Source organism: Microbacterium sp. ARD31 (assembly GCF_031844425.1).
Genome location: NZ_JAUZVE010000002.1, coordinates 379,322 through 398,404 on the forward strand (window position 1 = coordinate 379,322; position 19,083 = coordinate 398,404).

The following is a 19,083-nucleotide window of genomic DNA, read 5'->3' on the forward strand; positions in this document are numbered from 1 at the left end:
ATGGTGTTCGACAGCGGGGGCGCTCCCCTGCGGGCAACCGCCGCAGGATAGGCTGATCCGGATGAGCACGCACACTCCGGGCGAAGACGTTCCGATCCGCCCGATCGACCGCCTCCTGGCCTTCATGTCGCTGGGCCTGCTCGTGCTGTCCATCCTCGCGTTCTTCGCCATCATGATCGGCACCTCCGCGGGGGCCGACATGTCGTCCGGAGCATGGCCCGCCGTCGGCGTGCTCGTCTACATCGCGCCGATCGTCGCCTTCGCTCTGCTGCTGACGGTGCTGGTCATGAGCCTCGTCCGCCGATCCCGGGCCAACCGAGGCGGCTGAGTGCCCTCCGACGAGCGCGCTCTCGCGACCTGGCTTGCCGGCCGCGACGACGTGGCGCTCGCCGAGACGTTCGCCGTGCGCGGCGTCTCGCCCGCCGCCACCTGGCACGACTTCTTCGACGTCGCCGAGAGCCTGCTCGATCCGGCATCCATCGATCGGGCCGTCGCCCAGCTTCCGCGTCCCGTCCTCGCCGCCCTGGCGACGGATGCCGCGACCGGCGCCGCGGCATCCCTCGAACGCTTCGCGCTGGCAGACCCCGACGGCCGTCCCCTCGAGATCGTGCGGTCCCGCCTCGCGGCCGCCCGGGCATCGAATCCCGACGCGTTCGCTCCCCTGAAAACGCCGGACGCGGCCCAGCCGTCGAACCCGCAGCAGGCGGCTGCCGCCGCCGAGACGATCTTCACCACCGCCGGCGCGCTGGCCGACGTCCTGCTCGCCGGTCTCACGTCGCCCCTGTCGCGCACCGGCACCGGCGCCGTGAGCGCGTTCGACCGCAAGAAGCTCGTCGAATCCGGTGCGGTGGTCGACGGGGCCGAGCTCGACGCCCTCGTCGCCCTTGCGAAGACCGCGGGACTGGTCATCGCGACCGACCGCGAATGGACGGTGACCGACGCCGCCGGTTCGTGGCTGGAATCCTCGACGGCCCAGCGGTGGGCTCTCGTGGCCGAGGGCTTCCGCTCCTCGCTGCCCGCAGGACTGCGCACCGACGACGGTGGCTGGGTCGCCCTGGACGTCTGGCCCGAGATGTACCCGCTCGCACCGGATTGGGCGGCGACCGCGACACGACTGCGCGACCTCGCCGTGCGGTGGGGGCTCGTCGGCACGTCCGGCGACGAACCGCCCTGGGCGCAGTCGCTGCGCAGCGGCGCGCCGGCGGATCCCTCGTCGCTTCTGGAGCACCTCCCGGCCGAGATCGATCGTGTCTACCTGCAGGCCGACCTCAGCGCGATCGCCCCGGGTCCCCTCTCACCGCCGCTCGACCTGCGCCTGCGCCGCATCGCGGTGCGCGAGTCCCGCGCCCAGGCATCCACGTACCGCTTCACCGCCGGCTCGCTGGCGACCGGGATGACCGAGGGCGAAGACGCCGACGGCATCCGCGCCTTCCTCTCGGAACTGTCGCTCACCGGCATCCCGCAGCCCTTGGACTACCTCATCGACAGCACCGCCGCCCGCCACGGCCGCGTGAGGGTGAGCGAGGATGCCGCCACCGGCCGGACGCGCGTCGACAGTGACGATGCCGGCCTGCTCGACACCGTCGCCGTCGATCAGGCCCTTCGCCCGCTCGGTCTCGTGGACGACGGAGCGTCCCTCACCACCCGCGTCGCGCGCGACGCCGTCTACTGGGCCCTCGCCGACGCCCGCTACCCGGTCGTCGCCGTGGACAGCAGCGGTCACACCGTGGCGATGCACCGCCGGACCGGCTCGGCCCAGCAGGCCGCGGGGGCCGATCTGCTGCGCTCCTACGATCGGCTGCTCGAGTCCCTGCGCTCCGGTCACGGCGAGGGCGACGACGGCGCATGGCTGCAGCGCGAGCTCGAGCAGTCGGTGCGCACCCGCAGCGAACTCGTCGTCGTGGTGCGGATGCCGGACGGCGGCGAGCGCTCGTTCATCCTCGAGGCCACCGGCCTCGGCGGTGGCCGGCTGCGTGGCCGCGACCGGGCCGCCGACATCGAGCGGACCCTCCCGGTGTCGAGCATCGTGAGCGTGCGCGCGCCCGGCACCGAGTGACCGCGACCGGGCCGAGTCGCCTGCGCCGGCGCTCCACCGACGTCGGCGCCGCGCAGGTGAGGCCCGGTAGACTGGCACGTTATGGCTGACGGCCCCCTCATCGTCCAGAGCGACCGCACGGTGCTCCTCGAAGTCGCGCACCCGCACGCCGAGAGCGCGCGCCACGAACTCGCGATCTTCGCCGAGCTCGAGCGCGCCCCCGAACACATCCACACGTACCGCATCACGCGTCTCGGCCTGTGGAACGCCCGCGCGGCGGGCCACGACGCCGAGGACATGCTCGCCACCCTCGATCGCTGGTCGCGCTTCCCGGTGCCGCCGTCGGTGTCGATCGACATCCGCGAGACGGTCGGGCGCTACGGCAGGCTCGTCATCGAACGCGACGAGGTCGACGGCGAGAGCGCGCTCGTGCTGCGCTCGACCGACCCCGCCGTCCTTGCCGAGGTGTCCAAGAACAAGCGCATCCAGCCGCTGTTGATCGGCAACCCCTCCCCCGACACCTTCGTCGTGGATGCCTGGGCGCGCGGCCACATCAAGCAGGAGCTGCTGAAGATCGGCTGGCCCGCCGAAGACCTCGCCGGCTACACGCCCGGCACCCCGCATCCGATCGACCTCGCCGAAGACGGTGCGGGCGGCTGGAAGCTGCGGCCGTACCAGCGGCAGGCGGTCGACGTCTTCGCCGAGGGCGGCTCCGGCGTCGTGGTGCTCCCCTGCGGCGCGGGCAAGACGCTCGTCGGCGCCGGCGCGATGGCCGAGACGAAGACCACGACGCTGATCCTCGTGACCAACACCGTGAGCGCGCGGCAGTGGCGCGACGAACTGCTCAAGCGCACGTCGCTGACCGCTGAGGAGATCGGCGAGTACTCGGGGCAGGTCAAAGAGGTCAAGCCCGTCACGATCGCCACCTACCAGATCCTCACCGCCAAGAGGAAAGGCCAGTACGCCCACCTCGCCCTGCTGGACGCTCTGGACTGGGGTCTCATCGTCTACGACGAGGTGCATCTGCTGCCCGCCCCGGTGTTCAAGCTCACCGCCGACCTGCAGGCGCGGCGCCGGCTGGGCCTCACCGCGACGCTCGTGCGCGAGGACGGCCGCGAGGGCGACGTGTTCAGCCTCATCGGCCCCAAGCGGTTCGATGCGCCGTGGAAGGAGATCGAGGCGCAGGGCTTCATCTCACCGGCCGTCTGCTACGAGGTCCGTGTCGACCTGCCCGCCGGCGACCGTCTCGAATACGCCGCCGCCGCGGACGACGACCGGTACCGGCTGGCGGCGACGGCCCCCGCCAAGATCGACGTCGTCCAGCGGCTGGTCGACAAGCACGCCGGCGAGCGCATCCTGATCATCGGGCAGTATCTGGATCAGATCGACGTGCTCGCCGAAGCGCTCGGCGCCTCCAAGATCACCGGGCAGACGCCCGTCGACGAGCGCGAGGAGCTGTACCAGGCCTTCCGGGTCGGCGAGATCACGGTGCTGGTCGTCTCGAAGGTCGCGAACTTCTCGATCGACCTCCCCGAGGCCTCGGTCGCCATCCAGGTGTCCGGGTCGTTCGGCTCGCGTCAAGAGGAGGCGCAGCGGCTCGGGAGGCTGCTGCGTCCGAAGCAGTCGGGCAAGACGGCGAGCTTCTACACGCTGATCGCCCGCGACACCGTCGACCAGGACTTCGCGCAGAACCGCCAGCGGTTCCTCGCCGAGCAGGGTTATGCCTACACGATCCTCGACGCGGAGTCCCTCGCCGCCTGAGGCTCAGCCCGTCCGCGCGAAGAAGTCCGTCACGAGGTCGACCACGGCGCCGGGATTGTCGTCGGTGGCGAAATGCGCGGCATCCGGGATGGATGCGAACTCGACGTGGTCGGCGAAGCGCGACACGTCGCCGCTGTGCTTCCGCACGAACGCGGCCGTCAACGGCTCGTCCCGCTCGCCGAAGGCGTACAGGGCGGGGACGCGCAGACGTCGCCGACGGTACGCGCCCGTGGCGAGCGCCGGCATCTCACCGGCGATCAGCAGCCCGCGGTAGACCTCGCGGATCGCGGCATCCTTCGCCGGGTCGCGCAGTGGGCCGAGGTAGGTGGCGAGCGTCTGCCCACTCAGGGGCGTGGCCACATACGGCGGCTGGAACACCCAGTCCAGCGACTGCCCCGCCCGCCGGAAGCGCAGCTTCGGCACGTGGCGCATCGCCGGCAGCATGCCGAGCCCCAGCCTCATGAAGGGCGGCGGCACCGAGAGCAGCACCATCGCGCGCACCCGCTCCGGGTGGGCGTATGCCAGCTGCGCCGCCACCACCGCACCCATGTCGTGCGCCACGAGCCGCACCCGTTCCAGCCCGAGGGCATCCATGACGGCCACCACGTCGTCCCGCATCGAGTACCGCTCGATCCGCGGCGATGCCGCCTGCGACCAGCCGAAGCCCCGGGCGTCCGGGCAGATCACGCGATATCGCCCGCCGAGTGCGGGACCGACATCCCTCCACTGCCACCAATGCTGGGGCAGGCCGTGGAGTATCAGCACCGGCTCGCCCGCGCCGATCGTCGCCACGTGCGCACGCAGCCCCGGAGTGTCGACGAACTCGTGCGTGAAGCCGGTCACCTCCGGGATCGGCGGCAGCACGGTCGACGCGTCGGCGTCCGTCGCTCTCTCGTCCATGGCCGCACAATACTACTTCTCTAGTGCCGTGTCACTACTTCTCTAGTAGGCAGCTCGCATCTAGGGTCGTGATGTGGCCACCACCAGAGACCGAGCCCTCGACGCGGCGCTCGCGCTCGTCGGCGAGCAGGGCATTCGCGCGCTCACCCACGCCCGCGTGGACGAGCGGGCCGGCCTGCCGAAGGGATCGACGTCGAACTGGTTCCGCACGCGCGACGCCCTCGTCGCCGGTGTGGTCACCCACCTGGCCGAGAGCGAGCGCGCCGACTTCGCCGCCGCCGAGAACCCGCCCGTCGAGACGGCCGAGCAACTGGCCGACGCGCTGTGCGCGATGGTCGCCGTCGAGACCGGCCCCTTCGCCGGCCGCACCCGGGCCCGCTTCGCACTCTTCCTCGAGGGCGCCGGCGACCCCGACCTGCTCGCTCCGCTCCTGGACCAGCGCCGCGCCTACGTCGAGTGGACGACCGCGCTCCTCGCCCGGGTCGGCGCCCGCTCCCCCGTTGACGCCGCGCGATCGCTCATGGCGGCCGCGGACGGCCTCGTGCTGCACCGTGTGACTGTGGATCCGGATGCCGCCATCCGGCCCGTGGTCGAGCGGGCGGTGCGCGCGAGCCTGGACTGAATCGGCCCGACAAGGCCTCGCCCGGCGTGAAGCGGGCACGCCCCGCATCCCGCCTCTCCGGGCGATATCCAGACAGCGCATGAGATCGATGGCCATAATGAGGGCATGACCGCACCTCGCATCCTCGTCGTGGACGACGAGCCGAACATCCGCGACCTGCTCATCACGAGCCTCCGCTTCGCGGGGTTCCAGGTTCGGGCCGTCTCCAACGGCGCCCAGACGATCTCGGCCGTGCTCGAGGAGGAACCCGACCTCATCGTGCTCGACGTGATGCTGCCCGACATGAACGGGTTCAGCGTCACCAAGCGACTCCGGGGCGCGGGCTACACCGCGCCCATCCTGTTCCTCACCGCCAAGGACGAGACCGAAGACAAGATCACCGGCCTCAACGCCGGCGGCGACGACTACGTCACGAAGCCGTTCAGCCTCGACGAGATCGTCGCGCGCATCCAGGCGATCCTGCGGCGCACGATGCAGGCCGATGAGGAGTCGGTGATCCGCGCCGGAGAGCTGACGATGGATCAGGACACCCACGACGTGCAGGTCGGCGACGTGTCGATCGACCTCAGTCCCACCGAGTTCAAGCTGCTGCGCTACCTCATGCTCAACCCCAACCGTGTGCTGTCGAAGGCTCAGATCCTCGACCACGTGTGGGAGTACGACTTCAACGGCGACGCCGGCATCGTCGAGAGCTACATCTCGTATCTGCGACGTAAGATCGATCCCCACTCGTCCGAGCCGCTCATCCAGACCAAGCGCGGATTCGGATACATGCTCAAGGCCGGCAAGACCGCGTAGGCGGCCGCGACCGGAGGGGGCCGTCCTGGCGCACAAGACCGACGCGATCACCCGTGGGTGGCGCAGCATCAGCCTGCGAGCCAAGGTCACGGGCGTCTGCGTCGCCGTCCTCGCCCTCGGACTGCTCGGCGCCGGGATCGGAACGACCGCCTTCCTCGGCACCGCCCTGACCGCGAACATCGAGAGCAACCTGCAGGACGTGGCCCGCACCGACGTCGCCTCGCAGCAGTTCGACATGGTGGTGCGCGACGGCACGATCGAGCCGGAGCGGATCGAGGCCGCGCCCGACACCGACTACTTCGTGGTCGTCTACGACCCCGCCGACCCCTACGAACCACTCGCCGTCGCGGGCGGCCGCAGCGCGGCCGAGCCGGACTTCCCGGCGAGTTTCCCCCTCGACCTCGCGCTCGCCCGTGAGCTGCAGGTGTTCACCCTCACCAGTCCCGACGGCGAGGCCGAGTACCGCGCGACGGTGACGGTTCAGGAGACCGTGAGCGGCGGGATCCTGTACACGCAGCTCGTGGCCGCGCCGCTGGCCGGCGTCAACCGCACGATCGGCACCTACCTCGGCATCTACAGCATCATCGCGGTGATCACGATCGTCGTCGGGGCCCTCGCCACACGACTCCTGGTGACGCTGGCGTTCCGCAGCCTCGCGCAGGTCGAGACCACGGCCATGTCGATCGCGTCGGGAGATTTCAGCACCCGCATGACCGACATCGCCCCCGGCACCGAGGTGGGACGACTGAAGTCGGCCATCAACGCCATGCTGGGACGGGTGGATGCCGCCATCTCACAGCGCGACGCCACGGTCCAGCAGATGCGCCGCTTCATCGGCGACGCCAGCCATGAGCTGCGCACTCCCCTGGTGACCGTGAGGGGCTACGCCGAGCTGTACCGCATGGGCGCGATCACCAGCGATGAGGACGTCGCGCAGTCGATGGAGCGCATCGAGAAGGAGGCGATCCGGATGGGGCTCCTCGTCGAAGACCTCCTCTCGCTCGCCCGACTCGACGAGCGCCGCGACGTCGTGATCGCCCCCGTCGACCTGCGCCCGATCGCCCGGGATGCCGCCCTCGACGTGCGCGCGACCTCCCCGCAGCGTGCGGTCACGGTCATCGACACCACAGCCGGCCCGCTGCTGCCGGATCTTCCCCAGCGACTCATGCTCGATGACGGCACGCCGCGCAAGCGGTCGGGACCGCCGACGTCCGCGATCGCGCGAGCGAGCGTCACGCTCGCGATGCTCCGTCGCCGGCAGCGGAACGGGGCACCCGGCGCAGCCGGATCGGGCGCCCCGGCCACCCCGCCGATCGACCCGCCGTCGGGCGTCGCGGCGGACTTCTCCACCGATCCGGTCGAGCCGATCGTGCTCGGGGACGAGAACCGCATCCGCCAGGTGGTCACGAACCTGCTGGGCAACGCCCGCCGCTTCACGGCGGAGGACTCCCCCGTCGAGCTGAGGGTCGGCGTCGATCGCGCCCGCAGCACCGGCTGGATCGAGATCGTCGACCACGGCGAGGGGGTGCCGGATCAGATCAAGGAGAAGATCTTCCAGCGCTTCTGGCGCGCCGACAACTCCCGCACCCGCGAGACCGGCGGGTCGGGGCTCGGGCTGTCGATCGTCGCATCCATCGTCGAAGCCCTCCACGGCACCGTGTCGGTGAGCGACACCCCCGGCGGCGGCGCCACCTTCCGCGTCGCCCTCCCACTGGTCGATCGTCAGGATGCCGAGGCGCACCGTCACCTCGAGACGCAGCCGCTGCGCTCGGTGACATCTGATCAGGACTGACCGGCTCCTCCCCAGCATCCGCTCGGCGTCAGGTTGTCCACCGGCGCCGGCCGACCCTCGGAGGGCGGGACACGCCGCCGTAGCGTGGCGGGCACGTGGGCAGGGCAGACGCGCCCGCCCCTGATCGAAAGGAGCGTTCATGGCCGTCTTCTCCGTCGACAGCGACGCCGTGCTGGCAGCGACCGGTTCCATCCGCGGGACCATCGACCGCATCCAGGCCGAAACGCAGTCGATGATGGCTCAGCTCACCGGCCTGCAGTCGTCATGGACCGGCAGCGCGTCGAGCTCCTTCCACGGCGCGGTCGAGCAGTGGCGGGCCACGCAGCGTCAGGTCGAGGAGTCCCTCGCGGGGATCAACACCGCCCTGGCGACCGCCGGACGGCAGTACGCCGATGCCGAGATGGCGACGGCCGGGTTGTTCCGCTGAGGAAAGGGAGAAGGCCCCGGCCGCTTGCGCGACCGGGGCCTTCTTCGATGAGGTGATGGATCAGAAGTCCATGCCACCCGTCGGGTCGCCCGCGGGAGCGGCGGCCTTCTCGGGCTTGTCGGCGACGACGACCTCGGTGGTGAGGAACAGGCCCGCGATGGACGCGGCGTTCTGCAGCGCCGAACGGGTCACCTTGGCGGGGTCGATGATGCCCTGTGCGAACAGGTCACCGTACTCGCCCGTGGCGGCGTTCAGACCGTGACCGGCCGGAAGCTCCGCCACCTTGTTGGCGACGACACCCGGCTCGAGACCGGCGTTCAGAGCGATCTGCTTCAGCGGAGCCTCGATCGCGACCTTGACGATGTTCGCGCCGGTCGCCTCGTCGCCCACGAGCTCGAGGTTCGCGAACGCGGTCTTGCCGGCCTGGATCAGCGCCACGCCACCGCCGGGGACGATGCCCTCTTCGACCGCAGCCTTGGCGTTGCGGACGGCGTCCTCGATGCGGTGCTTGCGCTCCTTGAGCTCGACCTCGGTGGCCGCCCCCGCCTTGATGACGGCGACGCCGCCGGCGAGCTTGGCGAGGCGCTCCTGGAGCTTCTCGCGGTCGTAGTCGCTGTCGGTGTTGTCGATCTCGCGGCGGATCTGGGTCACGCGACCCTCGATCTGCGACGCCTCGCCGGCGCCCTCGATGATCGTGGTCTCATCCTTGGTGATGATGACCTTGCGGGCACGGCCGAGCAGGTCGAGCGTCGCGTTCTCGAGCTTGAGGCCCACCTCTTCGGTGATGACCTGTCCGCCCGTGAGGATCGCGATGTCCTGCAGCTGAGCCTTGCGGCGGTCGCCGAAGCCGGGAGCCTTGACGGCAGCCGACTTGAAGATGCCGCGGATCTTGTTGAGCACGAGAGTCGCAAGCGCCTCGCCCTCGACGTCCTCGGCGATGATGACGAGCTCCTTGCCGTCCTGGATCACCTTGTCGACGATCGGCAGAAGGTCCTTGATGTTGGAGATCTTCTGGTTGGCGATCAGGATGTAGGGGTCCTCGAAGACCGCTTCCTGACGCTCCGGGTCGGTGACGAAGTAGGGGTTCAGGTAGCCCTTGTCGAAGCGCATGCCCTCGGTGAGCTCGAGCTCGGTGCCGAAGGTCTGGGACTCCTCGACGGTGACCACACCCTCCTTGCCCACCTTGTCGATGGCCTCGGCGATGAGCGCGCCGATCTCGGGGTCAGCGGCCGAGATCGAGGCGGTCGCAGCGATCTGCTCCTTGGACTCGACCTCCTTGGCGCCCTCGAGCAGCTGGTCGGTGATGGCCTTGACGGCCTTCTCGATGCCGCGCTTGAGCGAGATGGGGTCGGCGCCGGCTGCGACGTTGCGCAGACCCTCGCGGACGAGCGCCTGGGCCAGGACGGTGGCCGTCGTCGTGCCGTCACCGGCGACGTCGTCGGTCTTCTTGGCGACCTCCTTGACGAGCTCCGCGCCGATCTTCTCGTACGGGTCGTCGAGCTCGATCTCCTTGGCGATCGAGACACCGTCGTTCGTGATCGTGGGAGCGCCCCACTTCTTCTCGAGCACGACGTTGCGACCGCGGGGACCCAGGGTCACCTTGACGGCGTCGGCCAGGATGTTCAGGCCGCGCTCGAGGCCACGGCGGGCCTCCTCATCGAAAGCGATGATCTTTGCCATGTGTGTGTCGTCCCTCCCGGACGTTGGCTTTCGGTCATTAGCACTCAGTCAGACCGAGTGCTAAGTCATTCTGGCACTCGCCCTGGTCGAGTGCAAGCCACGCGGTGTTACTGCGCAACACGAGAGAGCGGGACGCCCGAAGGCGTCCCGCTCTGGTTCCGAGGTGAGGGGTCAGACCGGGCGGACGGATTCCGCCTGCGGCCCCTTCTGTCCGGTGCCGACGGTGAACTCCACCGCCTGGCCCTCTTCGAGTACACGGAAGCCGGTCATGTCGATGTTCGAGTAGTGGACGAAGACGTCCCGGCCATCCGTCACCGTGATGAAGCCATAGCCTTTCTCGGCGTTGAACCACTTGACGGTGCCCTGGGTCATGCGAATCTCCTGTTGCTGTGCGATTGCGCCCATCGTAAACAGCGGAATCACGCTGAAATGGGGCCATCGGCAACTGTTGACACGGTGGCATCGAAGTATTTACGGGCGCGAAACACACGAGCCGGATGCCGCCCTCGGACGAGCACCCTCACGGCGCTGACGGGGTCCGCACGCTCACGGGGCAGGCGTGGCCGAACCGCCCGCATCGGCACGGTCGAGCCCCAGCACGACCGTCAGCTGCGGGGTCTCGGGATCGGCCGGCTGGTAGGCATCGCTCTGCTCGATGTTCGCCCCGCCGAGCACGAGGTCGGCCAGGCCCGCCGCCGCGGCTTCGTCGGCGGCATCCACGTAATACACCGTCGTCTCGGCGAAGTCGTCGCTGCCGGCCTCGCTGGCCAGCACGTCCGCGTCGGCCCACCCCGCGGCGACCACGAGGTCTTTGGTCTGGGTCGCCAGCCCGTCCTGCGCCGTGGCGTTGAGGATCAGAACGGCGTACGAGGTGTCCACGACGGGTTCCACGCCGGGCGTCGCCACGGCGGTGGAACCCGGATCGGGTGCGGGGAAGAGGTCGATCCGCCCCGACACCAGAAGGGTGCCGAAGATGCCGACCAGCGTGAGCACCACGGTCGCCGCGATCGCCCACAGCAGGATCACCCAGCGGTGCATGTGCGGCTGCTCCGCGCGATGGGCGCCGATGCGTCCGCTGTCCGAGGGGATGTCGTCGAAGCGATCCCGGGGGAAGGACGAGTGCGGCACCCGACGATGCTATCGAAACGCGCTGTGGCGGCCGTTCGGCCGGGTCAGCCGATCGCGCGCGCCGGGACCGGCGCCCGCTCCGTCATGCGGGCGTCGCGCTGACGCCGGAGCCTGCCGATGAGAAGCGGGTCATGGGCCTGCGCCTCAGCGGTGTCGATGAGCCGACCGAGCAGCTGGTAGTAGCGAGCGGGCGACAACCCCAGGTCGCTGCGGATCGCCTCCTCCTTGGCGCCGGCGTGGGTGAACCAGGCGTTCTCGAAGTCCAGCAGGGCGCGATCTCGGTCGGTCAGGGGCACTCCAGCACGCTAACCCGGGTGGGCCGCGGCTCCGTCGCGCCACTCCACGAAAGCGCCGAGTGGGTCCACCGCCGCGAGCGGACGCCCGTCGAGGCCGAGCACGAACCCGCCCCACGCGGCATCCACGGGCGGGTTCCAGCGGTCATGGAGCGCCGGCGGGTCGATGCTCACCCACCGCGCGGGGGCCGCCGCGATCGCCGTCAGCAGCCGTTCGCGCCCGTCGCGCGGGATGTGGGGCAGCACGCCCGGCGTCGTGATGACGAGCACCGCGTCGGGCGGAGCGGCGGCGATCGCCGCCGCGAGGGTGTCGGGCTCGGTGGCGTCACCGGCGAGGATCGGGGCGGGCTCGGTCGCCGCGATGTCGAGCGCCGCGGTGATGCGTTCGGCGCGACCGGCTTCTCCGGGCCACACCAGCGATGACAGGAAGCGGCGGTCGCCGGCATCCCTCGGGTTCAGCGGTGTCAGATCGACACCCGCCCGCCACACGATGTCGGGCAGCCGCAGGCGGGGCGGGTGCGTGCCCCGCAGCTCGCACGACAGCACCACCGGCGACGCACCGCCCGGCGGATCGAGCGCCGGTCCGCCGCGATAGCGGTAGGAGTAGCGGTCGGGGTACAGGCACAGACCCGCACTGGCTCCGATCTCCAGCAGGGCGATCGGGCCGTCGATGAGCGAGAGCGCGGGCAGCAGGGCGGCGCACCGCTGCGGCTCGTTCGTCTGCAGCGATCGCCGGCCGGCCTCGGCGATCAGCTCGTCGGCGTGCTCGCTCACCCACGCGCGCCACACCCCGTAGCCGAGCTCGGGCGCGCCCAGCATCCGTGAGACGGCGAAGACGAGCGGCGGCTGCCGGCGCGCGACGGGGAGCATCGCCAGCGTCGCCTGCACCTCGTCGTCGGCGGCCACGCCCGCCGCCCACGTCGCGTACAGGTCGCTGCGGCCGGGTGCTTCGTCCCGCGCGAACCGCGCGTAGCGCTCCGCCACCGCCGTGCGCTCGTCGTCCATCCGCCCATTCTCGCGGCAGACGCTCAGCGCCGCGGGAACAGCGGCGCCCACGCTGGGGTTGAATGGGTGAGGATCGAGGAGGAGTCATGACCTACGCCGTCAACAAGACCGATGCCCAGTGGCGCGAAGAGCTCACCGCCGAGCAGTACGCCGTGCTGCGACAGGCGGGAACCGAGCGGGCCTGGACGGGTGAGCTGCTCGACGAGTCGCGCGCGGGGCTGTACGCGTGTGCCGCGTGCGGCGCGGAGCTGTTCCAGAGCGGCACCAAGTTCGACTCGCACTGCGGGTGGCCGAGCTTCTACGAGTCGGTGCGACCCGAAGCGGTCGAGCTGATCGAGGACACCAGCCACGGAATGGTGCGCACCGAAGTGCGCTGCGCCAATTGCGGCTCGCACCTGGGACACGTCTTCCCCGACGGATTCGGCACGCCCACCGGGGACCGGTACTGCATGAACTCGCTGTCGCTGCAGTTCACCCCGGAGACCGGGAGCACCTCGGACGCTCCGGCGTGACCGGCGCGCTGGATGCGGTGCGCGCGCGCCGCTCCTGGTCGAAGGTCACCGACGCGGCGCCGTCGCACGACGAGCTGCTGACGCTCGTCTCGGCGGCCGGCCGCGTCGCCGATCACGCGTCGCTGCGCCCCTGGCGCCTGATCGAGCTGCGCGGCGCCGACCGCGAGCGCCTCGGCCGCGCCATCAACAAGGCCGAGGGCGAGAAGGGGTCGTCGTCGAAACCGCTGCGTGCGCCCCTGCTCATCGCCGTCGTCGCCAGCTACCAGAAGTCGAGCAAGGTCGCACGGTGGGAGCAGGAGGCCGTCGCCTCCGGCGTCGCGCACGTGCTGAGCCTGCTGCTGGACGAGGCCGGCTGGGGCGTCCTGTGGCGCACCGGCCACTACACCCGGGCGAAGGCCGTCGCGAAAGCGCACGGTCTGAAGAAGAACGAGGAGCTCCTGGGCTGGCTCTACGTCGGCGGCAAGCCCGAGCGGGAACGCCCCGGCAAGCGTCACGTGCTGGATGCCCGCAAGGTGCTCTCTCGGATGCCGGGAGCCGAGGACGAGCAGGCCTGAGCCCGGGCCTGAGAACTCAGATCTGAGCCCGGGCGATCGTCAGCCACCGCGGCCGTCAGGCTCGCCCTCGTCGCCGCCGGGGCACGCGTTTCCATGGGACGGTGGCGACGACCACCGACAGCAGGGCCACGGCGACCATGACCGCGCTCTGCGCGAGCCCCGGCCCGGCGGCCGACGGCCACAGCAGGTCGAGCACGAGCGACGTGGTGAGCTGGCCGGTCACCGCGCCGAGCCCGAGCAGCAGCACGCCGGTGTGCTGGACGAGCGCGGCCGACAGGAAGATGTAGACCACGCCGATCGCGCCGCCGGTGTAGACGAGCGGGTCGGCCGGGAACGGATCGGGCGCGCCGACGGCGGCCACGTGCACGACCGCGGCGACGGCGAGGATCGCCGTCCCCCCGACGAAGTTCACCAGGGTGGCCGTGAGCGGCGTGCCGACCTTGGCCCGCAGCCGCCCGTTGGTCGCCTGCTGCCACGCGATGCCGGCGCCGGTGAGGAACGGCAGGAGCAGCATCCACCAGGGGATCCCTCGCACCCCTTCGCCCGTCAGCGCGAGGGCCACGGCCGCGAGGGCGAGCGCGCCGCCGATGAGGCGCGGGACGGTGACGGCGACCGCCCCTCCGGGGCCGTAGCCGATGCGATCGAGCACAAGGCCGTTGAGCGCCTGCCCCGCGACCATTCCGACGGTGAACAGCGAAACCCCGATGAGCCCCACCGCGAGGCCCTGCGTCGCGACGGTGAGGGCTCCCGCGGCGCCGCCGGCCAGCATCCACCACGGGATCGCCCGGCCGCGCACACCGGCGACCAAGGCGCGGAACCCACGCTGTCCGGCGCGCGTGGCGACGGACAGGACGATCAGGATCGCCAGGCCGGATCCGAACGACACCACGGCCGCGACAAAGCCGTCATCCAGCCGCACACCGAGATCGCCGTTGACGCGAGCCTGCAGCGCGGTCAGCACTCCCACGACGACCGCGCCCGCGAGCGCGAGCCACGCGGGCAGCGGACGCGGCGATGCAGGCGCGTGAGGCGTGATGCTCGTCATCGGTGTCCGCTCATGGAGCCGACTACGGGACTCGAACCCGTAACCCCCTAATTACAAGTTAGGTGCGCTACCAATTGCGCCAAGTCGGCAGGCTCCCAGTCTAGCCAGGAGCAGGCGGGCGACCGTTACGGCGTGGGGGTCGGGGTCGCGCTCGGGCTCGGCGTGGGGGTGGCCTTGTAGTAGGCGTCGCTGGCGATCGTGAGCACGAACTGCGCGAACTCCTGCGGGTCATCGAGCGCGCCGACGTACTGGTTGCCGTTGACCAGGACCGTCGGGGTGCCCGTCAGCGTCACCTCGGTGTCGGGCAGGCCGTCCAGCGCCCGCTCGGTGGCCGTGCGCGCCCAGCCCTGGAACTCCTGCGCCTCGATGCACGAGCGGACCTCCCGCGGGGAGTCGGCCCCCGCGGCGATCGCGAGCGAGGCGAGCTCGGTGTCGGTGTAGCCGTCGGAGTCGACCTCGGGCTGCTGGCTCAGCAGCGCGTTGTTGTACGCGAAGAACGAGTCGGGCGAGTGGGTGGCCACGCACGCCGCAGCCCCGGCCGCGCGCAGCGAGTACTTGGTGCCGTTGGACTTGGCGGTGAGCATCGATACCGGGTGGTAGGCCAGCGTCGCGGCACCCTCGTCGACCCACTCGGCCAGCTGCTGAACGTTGGCGAGCTGGAACTCGCGGGAACCGGTCGACAGGTAGTCGACGTACACGCGGATGTCGACCACCGGCTGCTCGGTCGGCGTGGGCGACGGCGTCGCCTCCGCCTCCTCTTCGTCTCCATCATCCTCGGCCGTCGGCGTCGGGGTCGGGGTGGGCTCGGCATCCTGCACGGCACCGGACGACAGGGCGACGCCGGCGATGCTCGTCACGGCGAATCCGTCGTCGTCGAGATTGGCCGGGCGGAGGAGGGGCTTGGATGCCGCAGACGAGACGATCATGGTCACGGTCACCGCGGCGACTACGACCAGGGCGACGGCGCTCAGGGAGAGGACGGCGATGCGGATGCGCTGCGCCCGGGACTGGCGCACGTGCACCTGCTGGGCTTTCTCGCGCACGGCGTCGCGGCGCTCGCTGGGTGCGGGCGCATTCGCGGAATCGTCGCTCGACATGGAACCTCTCGGGACGGACGGGCCGGATCTCGGCGGAGGCCGCACGAAGAGGCGGCCGGAATCGATGTTAACCAGGCAGTCTGGGAAATGCCCAGACGCGGAGCCCGCGCGAGGCGTGTCATACTGTGCATTGCGCCCGATGGCGGGCGCGCGGGAAAGCCCCCGCTCATCCATCACTACGGATCGTCCGGCACGTACCTGCCGGTGAAGGAGAAGAGAACATGGCGTCCGTCACCTTTGACAACGCAACCCGCCTGTACCCCGGGGGCACGCGCCCCGCTGTGGACAAGCTCAACCTCGAGGTCGCCGACGGCGAGTTCCTCGTCCTGGTCGGCCCGTCCGGCTGTGGAAAGTCCACCTCGCTGCGCATGCTCGCCGGCCTCGAAGAGGTCAACTCCGGCCGCATCCTCATCGGTGACCGCGACGTCACCGACGTGCCGCCGAAGGACCGCGACATCGCGATGGTGTTCCAGAACTACGCGCTGTACCCGCACATGACCGTCGCCGAGAACATGGGCTTCGCGCTCAAGATCGCCGGTGTCGGCAAGGAGGAGCGCGCCAACCGCGTCCTCGAGGCCGCCAAGCTGCTCGACCTCGAGGAGTACCTCACCCGCAAGCCCAAGGCCCTCTCGGGTGGTCAGCGTCAGCGCGTCGCCATGGGCCGCGCGATCGTCCGCCAGCCGCAGGTGTTCCTCATGGACGAGCCGCTGTCGAACCTCGACGCGAAGCTGCGCGTGCAGACGCGTACCCAGATCGCGTCGCTGCAGCGTCGCCTGGGCGTCACCACGGTCTACGTCACGCACGACCAGACCGAGGCGCTCACCATGGGCGACCGCATCGCCGTGCTCAAGGACGGCCTGCTCCAGCAGGTCGGCACCCCGCGCGACCTGTACGAGCGCCCGAACAACGTGTTCGTCGCCGGCTTCATCGGCTCGCCCGCCATGAACCTGTTCCCGGCGGCACTCGCCGAGGGCGGCGTGCAGTTCGGCACCGAGGTCGTCCCGCTGGACCGCGACACCGTGGGCCGTGCCCACGGCAGCGAGGTCACCGTCGGTGTCCGTCCCGAGGACATCGTCGTCGGCCCGGCCGACGGCAAGGGCCTCTCGGTCGTGGTCGACCTCGTCGAGGAACTCGGCGCGGACGGCTACCTCTACGGGCACACCGACATCAACGGCAAGCGCACCGACATCGTCGCCCGCGTCGACGGACGCAACCACCCGAACTCCGGCGAGACGGTCACCCTCGCGGCGACCGCCGGCCACGTTCACGCGTTCGACATGGAGACCGGCGAGCGCCTGAACGACGCTCCCGTCGTCTCCGGGCACTGACAGAACGCTGCTGCGGCGCGGGCGGGTCGTCTGACCCCCCGCGCCGCAGTGCTTTTCCGCCGACCGCCCGACAGCGACCGCGAAGAGGAGAGGCATGCCCGAATCCCTCAGCATCACGGCGAGCTCCGTCGACCCGGGACTGCTCGCACTGCCCTGGTCGACACCGCTCGCGGAGTGGCCCTCGAGCACGATCGTGTTCCTGCCCAAAGGCCTCTCGCGCCACCTCGTGAGGTTCGCCAACCTGTCGGGCCGCGTGGTCGCCATCAAAGAGACCACGGCCGAGATGGCCCGCCGCGAGTACGACATGCTCGGCAACCTCGCCCGACTGGACGCCCCGTGCGTCGAGCGCGTGGCCGTGATCGCCGGACGCCGCGACGCCCGGGGAGAGCCCCTGCCGGCGGCGCTGGTCACCGCGCACCTGAAGTTCTCGCTCCCCTACCGCGCCCTGTTCACGCAGGTGCTGCGCCCCGACACCGCCACGCGCCTCGTCGACGCCCTGGCGGCGCTGCTGGTGCGACTGCACAACGTCGGCTTCTTCTGGGGCGACGTGTCCCTGTCGAACACGCTCTTCCGTCGAGACGCGGGCGCCTTCGCCGCCTACCTGGTGGATGCCGAGACCGGCGAGCTGCATGAGAGCGGCCTGACTCCGGGCCAGCGCGAGCACGACCTCGAGGTGGCGCGGACCAACATCGCCGGCGAGATCATGGACCTCGAAGCCGGCGGACGGCTCGAAGGCGGGGTCGACGCGATCGCGATCGCCGACGGCATCGTGTCGTCGTACCGTTCGCTGTGGGCCGCGCTCACCGACAGCGAGAGCTTCGGCACCGACGAGGCGTGGCGGCTCACCGAACGGGTGCAGCGACTGAACAGCCTGGGATTCGACATCGGCGAGATGTCGATCGAGTCCTCCGCGGACGGCACGCGCGTGGTGATCCAGCCCAAGGTGGTGGATGCCGGACATCATCAGCGCCGCCTGTTGCGACTGACCGGGCTCGACGTCGAGGAGAACCAGGCGCGCCGGCTCCTCAACGACCTCGACGAGTTCCGCGTGCGGATCTCGCGACTCGGAGACGACGAGGAGATGGTGGCCCACGAGTGGCTGACCAGGGTTTTCGAGCCGGTGGTCAAGGCCATCCCGTGGGACCTGCGCGCCAAGCTCGAACCCGCCGAGGTGTTCCACCAGGTGCTCGAGCACCGGTGGTACATGTCCCAGGCGCGCGGCCGGTCGGTGCCGTTGGCCGAAGTGCTCACCAGCTACGTCGACGAGGTGCTGCGGCACCGTCGCGACGAGGCCACGCTCATGGGCCCGGCCACCGACACCGTCTCGCTCCCGGTCATCACCGCGAATCTGCCGGTGATGGACGACGAGGACGACGACGTCGACTGGCGCGACCTCGTCTGAGCTCGCCACCACGGGGCCCGTCTCGACCGGGCCCGTCTCGACCGGGCCCGCCGCGTCGGCTCAGTAGCCGACGGTGAACCGCTCGCGCGAGTGCCGCGGGTTCTCGATCTCGTCGAGCACCGCCACCGCGAGGTCCGCTCCCGAGATGAACGACTCGCCGTCCTCGTCGGTCACGAGGACCTCGCCTCCGTCGCGGTACGACCCGGTGCGCTCCCCCGGGTTCCAGGCGCCGAAGCCGCCGGCCGGGTGCACGTAGAACCAGTCGTGACCACGGTCGTCGGTCTGCAGGTCCTCCAGGATGCCGATGGCCTCGAGCGCCTCGGGCTTGTACTCCTCCGTGAACGACGGCTGATCGACCAACCGCTCGCCGCCCGGCGCGATGAGGCTTCCGCCGGCCCCGCCGATCACGCCGATACGCACCGTGTCGGGGAGGGCCGCCACCAGCTCGGCCACATTCGAGCGCACGGCACCCTCCATGTCGCCACGCGCGGGCACCGCCGAGACGACGACGTCCACACCCTGCAGCTCCGCCGCCAGACTCGGCACATCCAGGAGCGTGCCCTCGATGTACGTGACGCCTTCGACACGCTCCGAGGGGACGGTGCGCGCGACCGAGACCACGGTGTGACCCCGCCGCACCCCCTCGGCGACGATGTGGCTTCCGGCGTAGCCGGTTCCTCCGATGACGGCGATGCGGGGCATGC

Annotated in this window: 20 protein-coding genes and 1 tRNA gene; 11 read left to right on the plus strand and 10 right to left on the minus strand. The window is 70.6% G+C overall.

What is annotated here, in order from left to right; genetic code table 11:
* The first annotated feature begins 61 nt into the window (after positions 1–61).
* From Q9S36_RS08490 to Q9S36_RS08500, 3 genes are all read left to right on the plus strand, one after another.
* Entirely contained in the window at positions 62–328 is a 267-nt protein-coding gene (locus Q9S36_RS08490) for a multidrug ABC transporter ATPase (protein WP_251450681.1), read from the plus strand.
* Positions 329–2,056, plus strand: a complete 1,728-nt coding sequence (locus Q9S36_RS08495; RefSeq protein ID WP_311284738.1) for a helicase-associated domain-containing protein — start codon at positions 329–331, stop codon at positions 2,054–2,056. It abuts the gene before it with no gap.
* 81 nt (positions 2,057–2,137) lie between these two features.
* Positions 2,138–3,796 (plus strand): DNA repair helicase XPB, encoded by a 1,659-nt coding sequence (locus Q9S36_RS08500; protein WP_311284739.1) that lies wholly within the window; start codon positions 2,138–2,140, stop codon positions 3,794–3,796.
* 3 nt (positions 3,797–3,799) lie between these two features.
* On the opposite strand, the gene Q9S36_RS08505 is transcribed toward Q9S36_RS08500, so the two are convergent.
* Positions 3,800–4,696, minus strand: coding sequence for an alpha/beta hydrolase (locus Q9S36_RS08505; protein WP_311284740.1), 897 nt, complete (start codon positions 4,694–4,696; stop codon positions 3,800–3,802).
* A 73-nt stretch (positions 4,697–4,769) separates the two neighbouring features.
* On the opposite strand from Q9S36_RS08505, the gene Q9S36_RS08510 reads away from it, so the two are divergent.
* The 4 genes from Q9S36_RS08510 to Q9S36_RS08525 all read left to right on the plus strand — a co-directional run bounded on the left by Q9S36_RS08510 (position 4,770) and on the right by Q9S36_RS08525 (position 8,335).
* Entirely contained in the window at positions 4,770–5,318 is a 549-nt protein-coding gene (locus tag Q9S36_RS08510) for a TetR/AcrR family transcriptional regulator (RefSeq protein WP_251450689.1), read from the plus strand.
* Positions 5,319–5,423: 105 nt separating this feature from the next.
* On the plus strand, positions 5,424–6,116 hold the full coding sequence (locus Q9S36_RS08515) for a response regulator transcription factor (RefSeq protein WP_251450691.1): 693 nt from the start codon (positions 5,424–5,426) through the stop codon (positions 6,114–6,116).
* A 199-nt stretch (positions 6,117–6,315) separates the two neighbouring features.
* Positions 6,316–7,908, plus strand: coding sequence for a sensor histidine kinase (locus tag Q9S36_RS08520; protein ID WP_396653732.1), 1,593 nt, complete (start codon positions 6,316–6,318; stop codon positions 7,906–7,908).
* Between the two features lie 139 nt (positions 7,909–8,047).
* Complete coding sequence (locus tag Q9S36_RS08525) at positions 8,048–8,335, plus strand: WXG100 family type VII secretion target (RefSeq protein WP_251450693.1); 288 nt, start codon at positions 8,048–8,050, stop codon at positions 8,333–8,335.
* A 60-nt stretch (positions 8,336–8,395) separates the two neighbouring features.
* On the opposite strand, the gene groL is transcribed toward Q9S36_RS08525, so the two are convergent.
* The 5 genes from groL to Q9S36_RS08550 all read right to left on the minus strand — a co-directional run bounded on the left by groL (position 8,396) and on the right by Q9S36_RS08550 (position 12,441).
* The gene (groL, locus tag Q9S36_RS08530) at positions 8,396–10,015 is read right to left on the minus strand and encodes a chaperonin GroEL (RefSeq protein WP_251450695.1); all 1,620 of its coding nucleotides are present in this window, start codon (positions 10,013–10,015) and stop codon (positions 8,396–8,398) included.
* Between the two features lie 171 nt (positions 10,016–10,186).
* Entirely contained in the window at positions 10,187–10,387 is a 201-nt protein-coding gene (locus Q9S36_RS08535; RefSeq protein ID WP_251450697.1) for a cold-shock protein, read from the minus strand.
* Between the two features lie 174 nt (positions 10,388–10,561).
* Entirely contained in the window at positions 10,562–11,143 is a 582-nt protein-coding gene (locus Q9S36_RS08540) for a LytR C-terminal domain-containing protein (protein WP_311284742.1), read from the minus strand.
* Positions 11,144–11,187: 44 nt separating this feature from the next.
* Positions 11,188–11,439 (minus strand): DUF3263 domain-containing protein, encoded by a 252-nt coding sequence (locus Q9S36_RS08545; protein ID WP_251450700.1) that lies wholly within the window; start codon positions 11,437–11,439, stop codon positions 11,188–11,190.
* Between the two features lie 9 nt (positions 11,440–11,448).
* Positions 11,449–12,441 carry a DUF2332 domain-containing protein gene (locus Q9S36_RS08550; protein WP_311284743.1) on the minus strand — a complete coding sequence of 331 codons (993 nt, stop codon included), beginning with the start codon at positions 12,439–12,441 and terminating at the stop codon, positions 11,449–11,451.
* A gap of 86 nt (positions 12,442–12,527) precedes the next feature.
* Between Q9S36_RS08550 and msrB the strand changes: the two genes are divergently transcribed.
* A complete protein-coding gene (gene msrB, locus Q9S36_RS08555; RefSeq protein ID WP_251450704.1) occupies positions 12,528–12,953 on the plus strand; it encodes a peptide-methionine (R)-S-oxide reductase MsrB in 426 nt (141 codons plus the stop codon).
* On the plus strand, positions 12,950–13,507 hold the full coding sequence (locus tag Q9S36_RS08560) for a nitroreductase family protein (protein ID WP_251450706.1): 558 nt from the start codon (positions 12,950–12,952) through the stop codon (positions 13,505–13,507). Before msrB ends, Q9S36_RS08560 begins: the two co-directional genes overlap by 4 nt.
* Before the next feature lie 55 nt (positions 13,508–13,562).
* Here the strand turns inward: Q9S36_RS08560 and Q9S36_RS08565 are convergent, their stop codons facing one another.
* The 3 genes from Q9S36_RS08565 to Q9S36_RS08575 all read right to left on the minus strand — a co-directional run bounded on the left by Q9S36_RS08565 (position 13,563) and on the right by Q9S36_RS08575 (position 15,649).
* Positions 13,563–14,552 (minus strand): DMT family transporter, encoded by a 990-nt coding sequence (locus Q9S36_RS08565; RefSeq protein WP_311284744.1) that lies wholly within the window; start codon positions 14,550–14,552, stop codon positions 13,563–13,565.
* A 13-nt stretch (positions 14,553–14,565) separates the two neighbouring features.
* Positions 14,566–14,641: transfer RNA gene (locus Q9S36_RS08570), tRNA-Thr, on the minus strand.
* 36 nt (positions 14,642–14,677) lie between these two features.
* Positions 14,678–15,649, minus strand: coding sequence for a thioredoxin domain-containing protein (locus tag Q9S36_RS08575; RefSeq protein WP_311284745.1), 972 nt, complete (start codon positions 15,647–15,649; stop codon positions 14,678–14,680).
* A gap of 221 nt (positions 15,650–15,870) precedes the next feature.
* Here Q9S36_RS08575 and Q9S36_RS08580 point away from each other — a divergent pair, with 221 nt between their 5' ends.
* Positions 15,871–16,977 carry a sn-glycerol-3-phosphate ABC transporter ATP-binding protein UgpC gene (locus Q9S36_RS08580; RefSeq protein ID WP_311284746.1) on the plus strand — a complete coding sequence of 369 codons (1,107 nt, stop codon included), beginning with the start codon at positions 15,871–15,873 and terminating at the stop codon, positions 16,975–16,977.
* Positions 16,978–17,071: 94 nt separating this feature from the next.
* Complete coding sequence (locus tag Q9S36_RS08585) at positions 17,072–18,379, plus strand: DUF4032 domain-containing protein (protein WP_311284748.1); 1,308 nt, start codon at positions 17,072–17,074, stop codon at positions 18,377–18,379.
* A gap of 60 nt (positions 18,380–18,439) precedes the next feature.
* Here the strand turns inward: Q9S36_RS08585 and Q9S36_RS08590 are convergent, their stop codons facing one another.
* Positions 18,440–19,081, minus strand: coding sequence for an NAD(P)H-binding protein (locus Q9S36_RS08590; RefSeq protein WP_311284749.1), 642 nt, complete (start codon positions 19,079–19,081; stop codon positions 18,440–18,442).
* Positions 19,082–19,083: the final 2 nt, after the last annotated feature.